This is a genomic window from Ensifer sp. MJa1, from assembly GCF_037026475.1.
Taxonomy (GTDB): Bacteria; Pseudomonadota; Alphaproteobacteria; order Rhizobiales; family Rhizobiaceae; genus Ensifer.
This window is the reverse complement of sequence record NZ_JAKUMO010000007.1, coordinates 246,497-259,508: the sequence shown is the minus strand read 5'-3', so window position 1 is coordinate 259,508 and position 13,012 is coordinate 246,497. Positions and strand designations below refer to the sequence as shown.

The 13,012-nt window shown below is 59.3% G+C and carries 12 protein-coding genes and 2 pseudogenes; 7 read left to right on the top strand and 7 right to left on the bottom strand.

Going from position 1 to position 13,012, the window contains the following annotated elements:
* Nucleotides 1-60: 60 nt before the first annotated feature.
* The 3 genes and pseudogenes from MKZ91_RS12660 to MKZ91_RS12650 all read left to right on the top strand — a co-directional run.
* Nucleotides 61-405, top strand: a pseudogene (locus tag MKZ91_RS12660) (SDR family oxidoreductase); the annotation flags it as partial.
* Between the two features lie 324 nt (nt 406-729).
* Nucleotides 730-1,656 carry a 4-hydroxy-tetrahydrodipicolinate synthase gene (gene dapA / locus MKZ91_RS12655; RefSeq protein WP_336171216.1) on the top strand — a complete coding sequence of 309 codons (927 nt, stop codon included), beginning with the start codon at nt 730-732 and terminating at the stop codon, nt 1,654-1,656.
* 545 nt (nt 1,657-2,201) lie between these two features.
* Complete coding sequence (locus MKZ91_RS12650) at nt 2,202-3,053, top strand: DUF4118 domain-containing protein (RefSeq protein ID WP_336171215.1); 852 nt, start codon at nt 2,202-2,204, stop codon at nt 3,051-3,053.
* A 34-nt stretch (nt 3,054-3,087) separates the two neighbouring features.
* Here the strand turns inward: MKZ91_RS12650 and MKZ91_RS12645 are convergent, their stop codons facing one another.
* From MKZ91_RS12645 to MKZ91_RS12630, 4 genes are all read right to left on the bottom strand, one after another.
* On the bottom strand, nt 3,088-4,053 hold the full coding sequence (locus MKZ91_RS12645) for a magnesium and cobalt transport protein CorA (protein WP_336171214.1): 966 nt from the start codon (nt 4,051-4,053) through the stop codon (nt 3,088-3,090).
* 49 nt (nt 4,054-4,102) lie between these two features.
* The gene (locus tag MKZ91_RS12640; RefSeq protein ID WP_336171213.1) at nt 4,103-6,001 is read right to left on the bottom strand and encodes a potassium transporter Kup; all 1,899 of its coding nucleotides are present in this window, start codon (nt 5,999-6,001) and stop codon (nt 4,103-4,105) included.
* Nucleotides 6,002-6,614: 613 nt separating this feature from the next.
* Complete coding sequence (locus MKZ91_RS12635; protein WP_336171212.1) at nt 6,615-7,091, bottom strand: hypothetical protein; 477 nt, start codon at nt 7,089-7,091, stop codon at nt 6,615-6,617.
* A 211-nt stretch (nt 7,092-7,302) separates the two neighbouring features.
* Nucleotides 7,303-7,428 carry a hypothetical protein gene (locus MKZ91_RS12630; RefSeq protein ID WP_336171211.1) on the bottom strand — a complete coding sequence of 42 codons (126 nt, stop codon included), beginning with the start codon at nt 7,426-7,428 and terminating at the stop codon, nt 7,303-7,305.
* A gap of 92 nt (nt 7,429-7,520) precedes the next feature.
* On the opposite strand from MKZ91_RS12630, the gene MKZ91_RS12625 reads away from it, so the two are divergent.
* Together MKZ91_RS12625 and MKZ91_RS12620 are read left to right on the top strand one after the other, a co-directional pair.
* On the top strand, nt 7,521-9,815 hold the full coding sequence (locus MKZ91_RS12625) for an FdhF/YdeP family oxidoreductase (RefSeq protein ID WP_336171210.1): 2,295 nt from the start codon (nt 7,521-7,523) through the stop codon (nt 9,813-9,815).
* Nucleotides 9,812-10,138, top strand: coding sequence for a hypothetical protein (locus MKZ91_RS12620; protein WP_336171209.1), 327 nt, complete (start codon nt 9,812-9,814; stop codon nt 10,136-10,138). The genes MKZ91_RS12625 and MKZ91_RS12620 overlap by 4 nt, the downstream gene beginning before the upstream one ends.
* A gap of 200 nt (nt 10,139-10,338) precedes the next feature.
* Here MKZ91_RS12620 and MKZ91_RS12615 read toward each other — a convergent pair whose 3' ends face one another.
* The gene (locus MKZ91_RS12615) at nt 10,339-11,115 is read right to left on the bottom strand and encodes an NAD(P)/FAD-dependent oxidoreductase (RefSeq protein ID WP_336171208.1); all 777 of its coding nucleotides are present in this window, start codon (nt 11,113-11,115) and stop codon (nt 10,339-10,341) included.
* Nucleotides 11,116-11,118: 3 nt separating this feature from the next.
* On the opposite strand from MKZ91_RS12615, the pseudogene MKZ91_RS12610 reads away from it, so the two are divergent.
* Nucleotides 11,119-11,301, top strand: a pseudogene (locus MKZ91_RS12610) (transposase domain-containing protein); the annotation flags it as partial.
* Between the two features lie 74 nt (nt 11,302-11,375).
* Nucleotides 11,376-11,444 (top strand): WGR domain-containing protein, encoded by a 69-nt coding sequence (locus MKZ91_RS12605; protein ID WP_336171254.1) that lies wholly within the window; start codon nt 11,376-11,378, stop codon nt 11,442-11,444.
* Nucleotides 11,445-11,631: 187 nt separating this feature from the next.
* Here MKZ91_RS12605 and MKZ91_RS12600 read toward each other — a convergent pair whose 3' ends face one another.
* Together MKZ91_RS12600 and MKZ91_RS12595 are read right to left on the bottom strand one after the other, a co-directional pair.
* A complete protein-coding gene (locus tag MKZ91_RS12600; RefSeq protein ID WP_057210918.1) occupies nt 11,632-12,027 on the bottom strand; it encodes a helix-turn-helix domain-containing protein in 396 nt (131 codons plus the stop codon).
* Nucleotides 12,027-12,323: a type II toxin-antitoxin system HigB family toxin gene (locus tag MKZ91_RS12595; RefSeq protein WP_336171207.1), complete on the bottom strand. Its 297-nt coding sequence runs from the start codon at nt 12,321-12,323 to the stop codon at nt 12,027-12,029. The genes MKZ91_RS12600 and MKZ91_RS12595 overlap by 1 nt, the downstream gene beginning before the upstream one ends.
* Nucleotides 12,324-13,012: the final 689 nt, after the last annotated feature.

Here is a 13,012-nt window from a genome sequence, read left to right as displayed (position 1 = left end):
CCGCGGCCTTGGCAAGACCGCGGGCGATGTCGAAGAAGGCGCTGACGAGCTTGCCGTTGCATCGTCAACATCGCGTCGCTCCTGTCTTTTCAGGGCGGCATTCGTGTCGCTTCTTACACGGCGTCAAAGCACGGGGTGCTCGGCATCACCCGCGTCCTTGCCAACGAATGGGCAAGTCAGGGCATTAACGTCAACGCCATCGCCCCCGGTTACATCGTCTCCAACAACACCGAGGCGCTGCGCGCAGATATCGATCGCCACGCTGCGATCCTTGAGCGCATCCCAGCCGGCCGGTGGGGCACGCCCGACGATATCGGCGATGCCGCAGTTTTTCTGCTGGCGTCGGCATCACGCTACATGCATGGCGCGGTGATCCCGGTTGATGGCGGGTGGCTGGCCCGATGATGCAAACTGAGATGCGTTGGCTGGGCGACTGGCTCGTGCAGTGCCACAAATTGCGCCGCGATTTCTAGGAGATGCTCGAAGCCTACGGGCTGATTGGCAGCGCAACCTACAGATCCGACTGCCGCCAAGGCCGCTGCGCAAAGAAAGGATGCGAACCTGATGGCCGTCGAGGGTCTCGCGAAGGCTGTTCCAACGCATTGCCTTCGCCGTCGCTCGCGAGCCGGGAATCTTTACGGGAACCTTACGCTTACCCCCGACAGCCGGAATCGATTCCAGATCCGATAGGAGACTATCTTTGGACATCCAAGTTAGAGGATGTCACCCATGTCCGTTTCCTACCTTCGCCTCGAGGGGACCATTACCGCTCTCATTACGCCATTCAAGGATGGAGAGATCGATACTGATGCTTTGGTTTCGCATCTCGAATGGCAAATCCGTCTGGGTGTTTCGGGTGTCGTTGCTTGCGGAACGACTGGGGAGGCTGCAACTCTGTCTCGCGCCGAGCGAGGCTTAGTGATTTTCCGCTGCGTCGATGTCGCCAACAACAAAATTCCCGTCCTCGTCAGCACGGGTACAAATAGCACCGAAGCGACCATTGAGCTGACCGCCGAGGCGAAATCGCTCGGCGCGGATGCGGCGCTCATAGTCACCCCCTACTACAACAAGCCGTCACAAGAGGGGCTTTATCGCCACTACGAGGCAATTACGCGCGCCGTTGATCTGCCTGTCATCGTCTACAATGTGCCATCGCGAACCGGCGTCGATCTTGCACCGCGCACACTTGAACGGCTTTCGCAGCTTCCGAACATCGTCGGGATCAAGGATGCCACAGGCGATATCGGCCGGCATCTTTCGACCACGCCTGACGTCAAGGCTCGACTGTTCCTGCTTTCCGGACATGATACCACGGCGCTTGCTTTCAACCTATGTGGTGGCAACGGCACAATTTCGGTCGCTGCCAACGTTGTGCCCCGCCTGATGGTTTCGATGCATAGGGCGATAGCCTGCCGAGACGTGCAAGAAGCGATCGCCATCCAGCAGCGCTTGCAGCCGTTGATTTCGGCGCTTGAGCGCGAAACAAACTCGGGACCGGTCAGATACGCTCTGCATTTCCTTCGTGGCACGAGCCCGGAGGTCCGCTTGCCATTGTCGGCCATTACGCCTGAGACAGCAGCCGAGATTCGCGGCGCACTTGAACCTCTGATGGAGGACCGCGATACGAACGCCACCGCGTTTCGCATCGTCGCATGAAGCAGCGGCGGCGACCCACGGCAAAATCACTACATGGTTGCCGCTGTCCGGCACGTTGACGTTAGCCATATCCGACGCTGGCCGCGCCACAGGGGCGGCCATCATGAGTGGCTGATTACTTGCTGCCGACCGGCAGGCATTGATCATTAAGAGAGACGGCTTGCCCGATAATGCAGGCAGCCGGGTAGGGCATGGAAAGAACGCATTCGGATCCACGGGCTCGGAAAGAAGCTCTCGCAATCGCCACGGTCGAGGGGTTGGCAAGAGAGTGCCGCGGACTGATTCCGGTCGTTGTCGCGACGGTTGTTACTTGTGTGATCGTCACCATCGTCAGGCAGTTCGTCCGGTAGTGTCGAAGGATATCGCTTGCGCGACTTGGAGCGCGGTCAACGCGTGAACCATTCCGTTTCCGGCCGATTACTTGTCGATGTAGCGGGCGTATAATCAAAGGGCTGCTTTCGGCCGCGAACGACCGTGCCGGATGCGCGCTCTCGTCAAGGTGTTTTCGCGTCGAACGGCACACGTGCGTGGCAGGAGTTGAAGCTATGGCTAGCGTCAAGTCGAAGATGTTCCGGGAGGGGCCACCTGTCCTCGATCCCGATGCGCTCCTGGTATCGGTACCGACGGTACCGCCAGTCGCAGTTGGTTGTTTCGCTTCGATTGTGATGACCGGCATCGCGACCGTTGTCGCGATCGGCGTCGACAATGGGATCTCGATCCCGAACCTCTCGCTCGTGTTTGTGGTGCCAGTGGTCATTGCAGGTGTCGGCTTCGGTTTAGGGCCCGCACTTTGCTCGGCCGTACTAGGCGCTCTTGCCTACAATTTCTTCCTGACCGAGCCTCGCTACACGCTGATGGTTGACGACCCCGCGAACATTTGGGCGATCGCGCTCCTGTTCGTCATCGGGATCATCGTCAGCGGCGTTGCCCATACCTCCCGCCATCGAGCAAGCGATGCGGCCAAATTGCGGCGTCAGATATTGGTGCTTAAAGGCTACGGCCGCGAAGTTGTAAAAGCGCGCGATACGAAATCGATGATCGAAATAACGTCCAAGGCGCTTGCCGTACTTTTTGAGGTTCCCGCGGTCGCCATGGTCGTTACCGGGGGCAAGGTGGCTTTCTGTGAGACTACCGGAGACATTGCCCTAAAAGATGCGGAACTCGACGCGGCACGATCCTCGGTGGCGACGGGAAGCCACCAGCTTGCCGAGGTGTATTCCGAAGTGGATTCTCGCCTTGAATTTTGGCCCGTGGAAACGGCGTCCGGTCAGCGCGCGGTGATCGGTCTGGCATTCGAACCGGACCGTCGCCCCGAAACGCCAGAGACGGTCATCGACGTCGTTCGGCACATACTGGCGCTGGCGATTGAGGCCCAACAATCAAAAGGCAAACCGTGATGGACAACGCCCGCTGCATTGGGCGACGAGGGCCTTAAAGCCAGCCAGATTTCTTGAAACGCCAGTAGAGAATGGCGCAAAGCGTTGCAATGACAGCGAGGACGGCGAAGTAGCCGTAACGGGTCGCCAGCTCCGGCATGTTTTCAAAATTCATCCCGTAGATGCCGGCGATGGCGGTCGGCACGGCCAGGATCGCCGCCCAGGCCGCAAGCTGGCGTGTGATGGTGCCCTGGCGCTGCTGCTCCAACAGGTTGGAGGCCTCGAACACGGATGTCATTATCTCGCGTAGCCCGCCGACCAATCCTTCCACACGCCTCACATGGTCGTAAACGTCCTTGAAAAACGGTTTGGCATTGTCGTCGATACAGGGGAGTTCGAGGTGGGTGAGCTTTCCCGCCACTTCCCCCATCGGCCCGAGCACGCGCTGGAAGCGGATCACGTGACGGCGCATGCGGAAGATGCGCCTGATCTGCTCCGGCTGCAGGAACGACACGAGGACGTGTTTCTCGAGCTCCAGAACCTTGTCCTCGAGCGTTTCCACCACCGGCAGGTAGCCGTCGACAACGAAATCGATGATGCCGTGGAGGACATAGTCGGGACCGTGCTCAAGAAGCCGCGGGGACTGTTCGAGCTGCAGACGCAGTTCCTTGTGCGAGCGGGCTGAACCATGACGAACGGAAATCAGGTGGTGCTTCCCGACGAAGATGCAGGTTTCGCCATAGGTGATCTTGTCACCCTCGAGGTGGGCCGTCTTGACGATGACGAATAGCTGGTCGCCGTAGATATCCACCTTCGGCACTTGGTTGCCGTTAAGCGCGTCCTCTACCGCCAGGGGATGAAGCGCAAACATCGCCTGCAGGCCCGCCATCTCGTCGGCGGTCGGTTCAGTCACGCCGATCCAGGCAAAATCGCTGCCCGAAGCCTCAAACGGCTTGGCGGTGAGCGGTACTTCCTCTGCGCGCTTGCCAGAACGATAAAGATAGGAGGCGACGACTGCCATTCTTGTTTTCCGAAGGTTGCTTTGGTGTGTCCGCGGCGCTTGCCGGAGACTAGATCGTGACTTGCTCGCCGATTTCGACAACCCGGTTGGCAGGCAGTTTGAAGTAGGACGACGGGTCGATGCCGAGGCCCGCGAGCGCGATATATAGCTTGTCCTGCCAGGCTGGCAGGCCGGAGTTCGGATCACTGATGAGGGTCCTGCGCCCCAGATAGAACGATGTCTGCATGATCTCGAACTTGAAGCCCGCCTTCTTGCAGAGCGAGAGCGCTTTCGAGACGTTCGGCTCGTCCATGAAGCCGAAGCACAGTTCGAGCCTTGCAAATCGGTCCGAAAGCTCCGTCAGCGATACGCGGTCTTCCTCCGCGACATACGGGTGCTCGGATGTCCTGATGGTCAGGATGACGTTCTGCTCGTGGAGCACGTGATTGTGCTTGATGTTGTGCAGGAGGACGGCCGGCGTCTTGTCGCCCACGCTCGTTAGAAAGACAGCCGTCCCCCGCACGGTCTGGGGCGCATGCTTGGACTTTTCGACGGACCGGATAAACGTCTCCAGCGGGATATCGTTGCGCGCGGTCTTTTCGCGCAGCATTTGGGAGCCGCGCGTCCAAGTCCACATCACGACCATGATTGCCAGGGCAAGCGCCACGGGCACCCAGCCGCCGTCATGGATCTTGAGCAGGTTGGCGAGCAAGAAGACGCTCTCGATGACAAACAGGGGCGCAAGCAGCAGCCCCGCGACAAGCGTGGAGTACCGCCAGACGGAACGGAGATACTGGAAAGCCATTATCGTCGTCACGACCATCGCGCCCGTCACCGAAATTCCGTAGGCGGTGGCGAGAGATTCCGAGTCGCCGAACGAGAAAATCAGCGCGATGACGCCAACGAACAGGAGCGCATTTACGGCGGGCACATAGATCTGGCCGGTGTTGGTCTCGGAGGTGAACTTGATCAGCAGGCGAGGGAGGAAGCCCAAATGCACCGCCTGCCGCGCCAAGGAGAACGCCCCCGTGATAACGGCCTGGCTGGCGATGATTGTCGCCATGGTCGCGAGGATGACAATCGGCAGCAGGGCCCAGTCTGGATAGAGGAGGAAGAAGGGATTGTGCACGGCGTCAGGGTGACTGAGGACAAGTGCGCCCTGGCCAAGGTAGTTTAGTGCCAGCGCAGGGAACACAAGCGCAAACCAGGCCGTGCTGATCGGCTTTCGCCCGAAGTGACCGAGGTCCGCATAAAGTGCCTCAGCCCCTGTGACGGTCAGGAACACCGCACCGAGGACGACCAGGCCAGCCCAGCCTGCATGGGTGATGAACCACAGGGCATTGATCGGGTTCAAAGCCTGCAGGATCGTCCAATCGTCGCCAATATGGATGAGACCGCCCCACGCCATGGCGAGAAACCACACGACCGTAATCGGCCCGAAGAACTTGGCGACCGCTTCCGTACCCTTCGACTGGACGGCGAAAAGCAAGACCATGACGGCCGCCGAAAGCGGGAGCACATAGTCCGAAAAGGCGGGCGTGACGAGCTTCATGCCTTCAAGAGCCGACATGACCGAAAGGGCAGGGGTGATCATGGCATCACCGATGAACAGTGCTGCCCCGATCAATCCCGCGAAAAACAGCACGGGCATGAAGCTGCCGGTCTTCTTCATCAAGAGGGCCAGAAGCGACAGGGTGCCGCCTTCCCCGTCATTGTCGGCGCGCAGGAGAAAGAGCACGTATTTGAACGTCACGATAATCGTCAGCGTCCAGACCATGAGAGAAATGAGACCAATCACTTCGGCAGCCTGCGCACCGTCGCTCAAGAAGGGGCGCAGTGCCTCGCGAAACGCGTAGAGCGGGCTGGTTCCGATGTCGCCATAGACGACACCGACGCATCCAAGCAGCAGAACGAGGAAGTTTCGCGTCTCCGTTTGAGGCTCGGAAACTTCGCTTCGCGCAGTGGGCATGGGGTCTCCTGGATCGGGCCGCTAGAACGAACCCCAGTATATGCTGCATTGCGAAAGGCCAGGCAATTGGGTTTTCCTGCGAGCTTCGCCGAATGGTGTTTCCATCGGGCAGGACAGCAGTGGAAAGCGCCGCCTGCGCGGCGTCACCGATGAGCAAATCCACCTCCTGTGGCTCGCACGGCTGCTGTCGAATGGAAGCCCCTGAGATCAATCGATGGCGCGTCTGTGGGATTCGACGCGCAGATGGAAATGTCCGGACCGTTCTCTTGGCGATGTGGGACTTTTTCGATCCTACATCGTTCTGCTCACGACCTGAGCGGCGACGGATACCAGCAGGGCCGCAAGGGCGACGGCCGTTCCGTATCGCGCAATCTTCATTCGGCGCCCGCGCGCGCCATTCCAGTCATAGCCCATCATGTCCCCCAAGCCGGCATCATGCCGCGATGGAATGGTCGCGTGTTTTCCTCACAAAGAGGTAAAACACATCGCTCGCTATTTACCGAGCGCGTCCGGTATCGCCGGTTCAGTTGCGACTGTGTTCGGCGAGCGGTCGAAAGCGCGATGGCACCGGCAACGTTTGAAGGCTTTCGGTGCCTCGATTGCCGCTCTGATCTCATATGTCAAACCAAGCGGCGGCCGCGAGGAACACAAGCCCGACGCCGGCGACCCTCAGCCAATGATTGTGCGTCGCTTGGCTCAGCAGGCCAGGGGAGCCGGGCTTGCCACTGACATATCGATTGGTGACGTCGTCATCGGCATAGACAATGTCCTCATCATCCCAACCGTAGCCTGTCGAAACTCGGGGCGCCCAGCTTGCATGGAGGTTGACCTCGTCAATCTGCCTCAGACTGCGCTCTTGCATGGCTTTGAGAACCTCAGCTCTCGGTTCGGCTGTTTCGATTATCCTGACCCCCGTAAGTTCCGTGGTGTCGAGAATCCTCTGCTGGAGATGGAGCCTTCCTCCGGTGCGGTAAGGGGTGACAAATTTTCGTTTGAGCTCTGTCTCGCTCAGGTCGCCGAAAAGAAAAATCGGGTCATCGGCATTCTGCTGCGTCCACGCGACAACGTGGAGAAATCGCTGCTGCTTCATCGGTTGCCCTCCATTGTTAGAGGGAGCGAAGGAACCTAGGTTTTCCAGACTGTTGCCGAAGTCTCGGTAATCGCACCGAGAGGCGTGCCCATCGATTTGTTTCAGGTCCCGCCTGAAGGATAGTGTCGTCGAAAATCAACTTGGAGGCAATTGCAGGTATTTGCCTCTTGATTTTGATCGGAAGTCTGCTGTCGCCGCCGTCTTGAACTGATCAATTGAAAGTGACGCGCGTATCGAAGACGACGCGCGTCGCGTGCTTGGGCGGATTAACCATCAGACTGCCAACTGGCCGGTTTGAAATCTCGATGAGGCTGATCGCAACCTGGACATCATCCAACAGAGGCTCCTCGACAGCTTGATAGATATTTTCTATCGATCCATTGGTTCAGCGGCCTTGATGCCTTGTCTGCCTCCGGCATAGACGGGCGCATGAGAACGAATTTCATTGGAAAGAAATCTGCAGCTGCAGGCGGCTGGGGCGCATTGAAAAGCTGCGGGAAGCGGCTCTTGCAAAGCGGCATGCCGGTTTCCGGCGCGAGAACCCTGCTGAAGGCAAACCAGCCTGACGGATTCGATTGCCCTGGCTGCGCCTGGGGCGATCCGGCGCATGGTTCGTCGTTCGAGTTCTGCGAGAATGGGGTCAAGGCCGTCGCGTGGGAGGCAACGGAAAAGAGAGCGTCACCGGCCTTTTTTGCCGCCCATACGCTTTCGCAGCTGCGAGAGTTGACCGACTACGAACTGGAGCTCAACGGCCGTCTGACGCATCCGATGCGCTATGACGCGGCGAGCGACCGCTATCTTCCGGTCGCCTGGGAAGAGGCTTTCGCGCAGATCGGGGATATCCTGCGGGAACTCGACGACCCTAACCAGGCCGAATTCTATACCTCGGGCCGCGCCAGCAACGAGGCTGCCTATCTCTACCAGCTTTTTGTGCGGGTCTTCGGCACGAACAACTTTCCCGACTGCTCGAACATGTGCCACGAGGCGAGTGGCATCGCGCTCCGCCAAGCGATCGGCGTGGGCAAGGGGACGGTGCTTCTCGAAGATTTCGAGGAGGCGGATGCAATCTTCGTCATCGGCCAGAACCCCGGCACCAATCATCCCCGCATGCTTGGTGATTTGCGACGGGCAGCCATGCGCGGCGCGCGCATCGTCGTCTTCAATCCTATCCGCGAGCGTGGGCTTGAACGTTTCTCTGACCCGCAAGACAAGATTGAAATGCTGCGGGGCGGTTCGACCGAGATTGCCAGCCATTATTTCCAGCCCCAGCTCGGCGGTGACATGGCAGCCGTGCGCGGCATGTCGAAGGCGATCCTGGCTGCCGAGGACGCGGCGGTTGCCGCCGGTCTTCCGCCGGTGCTCGATCACGCGTTTCTGAACGAGCATTGCATTGGCTTCGAGGAGTACCGCAAGGTCGTGGAGGCGACGAGCTGGGCCGAAATCGAGGATCAGTCGGGGCTCAGCCGCGAAGAGATCGAGAAAGCGGCGCATGTCTACATGCATGCTGATCGCGTCATCTGCACCTGGGCAATGGGCGTGACACAGCACGTCCATTCGGTGGCGACGATCCGCGAAATCGCGAACTTCATGTTCCTGCGTGGCAACGTCGGGAAGCCCGGCGCCGGGCTCTGCCCGGTTCGCGGTCATTCCAACGTGCAAGGCGACCGCACGGTCGGTATCAACGAAAAGCCATCTGACGACTTCCTTGATGCTCTTGAGAAGCATTTCGGCTTCGCAGCGCCTCGTGCACACGGACACAACGTGCTCTCGGCCATCGGCGCCATGCTGGACGGCTCGGCCAAGGCGTTCATCGGTCTCGGCGGGAATTTTGCGCGCGCCACGCCGGACAGCGCTCTGGTCGAACAGGCGCTCCGACGCTTGAAGTTGACGGTCCACATCGCCACCAAGCCGAACCACTCGCATCTGATGCCGGGCGAAATTTGCTTTCTCTTGCCGTGCCTGGGCCGCACCGAAATGGATCTCAACGGTGAAGGGGAGCCTCAGCTCATCAGCGTTGAGGACTCGATGAGCATGGTTCACGGCTCGGCCGGGATCAACCGCCCGGCGTCGCCGCACCTGCTATCGGAGGTCGCGATCGTTGCGCGAATGGCTGAGGCAACGGTGGGGAATGCGGTCGTCGATTGGCCCGCCCTTGCTCAGAACTACGATCGCATTCGCGACCATATCGAAGCGACCATTCCTGGCTTTGACAACTACAACGACCGGCTTCGCAAACCACGAGGGTTCCATTTGCGCAATGCGGCAGCCCACCGCGAATGGGATACGCCCGATGAAAAAGCGTCGTTCTCCCGTGACAGGCTTCCTGAAGAGACGGTGCACCAACGGGCGAAAAAGGGAGGCGGGCGGTTCGCGCTTCAGACGTTCCGCTCGCACGACCAGTACAACACGACGGTTTACGGCCTCGACGATCGTTACAGGGGTGTCTATGGCGAACGACGGGTCATCTTCATTCACCCCGCCGATCTGGAGGCGATGAACCTGAAGGCGGGTGACCGGGCGGATCTGGTTGGCGAATTCGATGATGGGATCGAGCGTGTCGCCGAGGATTTTCGCTTCGTGCCCTACGACATCCCTCGTGGCAGCATCGCCGGCTACTATCCGGAACTGAACGTGCTCGTCCCGCTTGGAAGTGCCGGCACAGACAGCGACACGCCGACCTCAAAGTCGATCATGGTTTCGTTTCAGCAGCGGAAAACCGCATGATCCCCGACGCCGTTGACGTCGATCAATTCATGAACCTTGTCGCTGCAGCTCAAGAGTTGGATCCGAAACTGACGTCGATCCAGGCTGAACTTCTCGTTGCCGCACGACACGGGCTTGCTGGCGACAGCCGCTACGTCAACCCGACCACCGGGGGTGACGTGATGTCAACGATCCGCTGCGAATCTCATCGTCTGCGCGCAGGCATTTCGACCGCGCCGCGTCACGAAGTTGGCTCAACCGTTTTCCAGGTGTTCAACGGGCGGGGGACCATCGTGATCAATGGCGATGAGCGGGGCATCGGTTGTTTCGCTCCACGTCTTTAGAGCGCGCACGCGAGAGGAACCCTCTCACATCTGGCAAGTAGGAACTTGGTCACGCGGAAGCGGAGGCGGCAGGTTCCTCCAAAGTGACTTCGAGCGATCGGTCAGGTAGGACCCATCACTCAAGCCGGTTCGGCTGATGCCACCAGGAACGCTAGACACCATGTCATGCCGGACCAGGTAGGGGCCGTTTCCCCTTATCTTCAGGCCATAACGACGCGAAGCGGATCGGCAGCCTCCAGAGCTGCTGCACGATCGGCGCTCGGCGGATAGATCCATGTCGTCTTGATGGTCGTCTTGAGTTTCTTCGCTTCTGCGCCAGAGAGTTTTACCTGACGATCCCACCCTTCGGTGTAAACCGCACCCCACGGGCCTAAGTCGAGGCAGGTCACGTACTTTTCCTGGCTGTAAGGGATGGGGGGCACGCCTAGAAGGTCGGCGGCGACGTTGTAACCGGAAGAGCGCCCGAGGTTCTGCGCATGCTGGCAGCTCATCATCGTTCGATTGCCCCGATCATCCGTTGCAGCACAGGCGACATCGCCGGTGGCAAAGACGTTCGCGTGGCCGATCACCTTAAGGTTTCGATCAACATGAAGGCGTCCGAAGGAATCCTTTTCTGCGTCAATCTGCCCCATGATCGGATCGGCGCGAGCACCCGCCGTCCAAATCACCGTGGCGGCGTCGATACGCTCCCCGGAATTAAGGGTGACGCCGTTGTGATCAATCTCCATTATCGGGGACAGCAGAAGCGTCTCGACGCCCAATTCCGAGAGCGCCTGCTCGATGACCGGGCGAGGGCCGGGGCCAAGGTCCGGTCCGATCGCAGGTGCACGCTTCACAATTACGACGCGGATGTCGGCGTTTTCACCAAGCGCTGCGCGCATGCGATGCGGCATCTCGGCCGCCGTTTCGATGCCAGTGAAGCCGCCACCGGCAACGACGACGGTATTGCGAGCGCGCGTTTCCGGCAGGCGTGCCAATTGGGAAATGTGAGAACTTGGGCGGCGGTAGCCACCCTCTTGCAGACCGCCAAAATTAACAACGTCGATCCGCTCGACTGGCTCTCGCAGACCTTGACCCGCATCGCTCAAGGCTGGCCCGCATCCGAAATCGAAGCCCTCATGCCCTGGAACTTCAGGTCAGACGCCGTCAGCCGCTTACCATGACCCAGCCGTGCTCCAGCCTGTACTTGCAACCGATAGATCCAAGCCGAAACATGGCGCGCTAGTATGCGCTTTCGATACAGCGAAACCTGTTTGGTGAAATTTGCCTCATTCGGTCGTGGGGGCGTGTCGGAACCCTTGGCTAGCAACTAAGCCACCGTTTTGCGTCCGAGACTGAGGCAGTGGCGCTCCTTCACGTATTCGCCCATCAGAAGACCGCGAAGGGCTACGTGCCTACCGCAAGTCTTCAAAGATCGACGCTGTGTAGCGACATCCGAGGCGTAGCTTTGCCTGTTGCGCAATCAGCGGCGTGAGGATTTCACTCCCGCCTTGTCAGGCTACCTCTCTTTCGCGACCGACAAGATGATACGGCTCCACAAGGTGGTCGGACGGAATATTCCAGGCTTTATGAAGCCGGTGGATCATCTCCACGGTCAGAGCGCGCCTTTTATTCAGAACCTCAGAGGCACGAGAGCGCGAACCTAAAATCACGGCAAGATCGGCCTGCGTGCGGCCGAACATTTCCATGTGGGCCTTGATGAGCTCAACGGGTTCAGGTGCCTCTATCGGGTAGTGCGCGTCTTCATATGCCTCGATGAGGGCCGATAGAACGTCGAAGCGGTCAGCCTCTTCAGTCCCGAGTTCCGGCTGGTTCTCGAAATATGCCGAGACCTCTGCAATAGCCCATGCAAGGTCATCATCATTCCTGATGGCTCGAATGTTGTCCATTACACCGTCTCCGGGTTGATCTGATCGTACTCTTTGTGGGTGCCAACAAACTTGATCAGCACCCGCTTATATGGATAGGCAACGTGGACGATCAGGCGATACTTGTTGCCGGAAATGTCGAATATGATGCGATTATCGCTGACAAAGTCGATGTTGGCACCGAACACCGTCTTCACATCCGCCGGCCCCGTCCACGCCGCGCTGCTCACCAATGCGTACCAGGTCTTCAGGGGTACTTCCGCTTGGGGATGCTTTCCCCAGAACGCTCTCAACGTGGACTTCGCTATGATTTGCATGCGTCATGTGTATTCCCATATTGGGAACAAGTCTACAAATTTGTCAATACACAAACCCCTTCGTGACGATGCACACGGTGGATTGCCACCGCCCGCGGGACCGGTCCAACGCGATATCGGGAGTGGGCGTGGCGACCGATTATGTTTCTGGGCACATGCGAAATCGCACTCAACCCTGAAAATTTGCGCGGTGCCCACTCGAAGCGGACCGCAGACACGAAAAACCGCGGTTCGCACTTAACGCACCCAAACGCCACGCAGACTGGTCGGGACCTGTGCTTTGTGGCGACAACCTTTTCCGCGGTACTCTCGTCACACGAACTTGGGAACGGTTGGATGTTTCGAGAAAAGTGGCTTGCAATGTTGAACGAATGGCTGAAACGCGGAGCGGTTGCTCTGCGTCTGGTTCCCCCTGCGTCCCTAAAAACGGAGAGTTTCGAAATACACGGCGCGACGGCGAGCGATGTGGCCTGGCATTCTCCCGGGCAATGTCCTCGACGCTGCGGGAATATATCGCCAGCGCCGGCACAAGCGGCTCAACTTCTTCGACCGCCCTCGCCACACTCTGCCCGGTTCGCTGCACCTCGTCGATGGCTGGAGACTGAGGGGCGGCCGAATGAGCACGCTCCTCGCCAGCACCGGAGCGAAGTGCCAGCCGCTCGTCCGCCCGACCAGGCGAAAGGGTGACA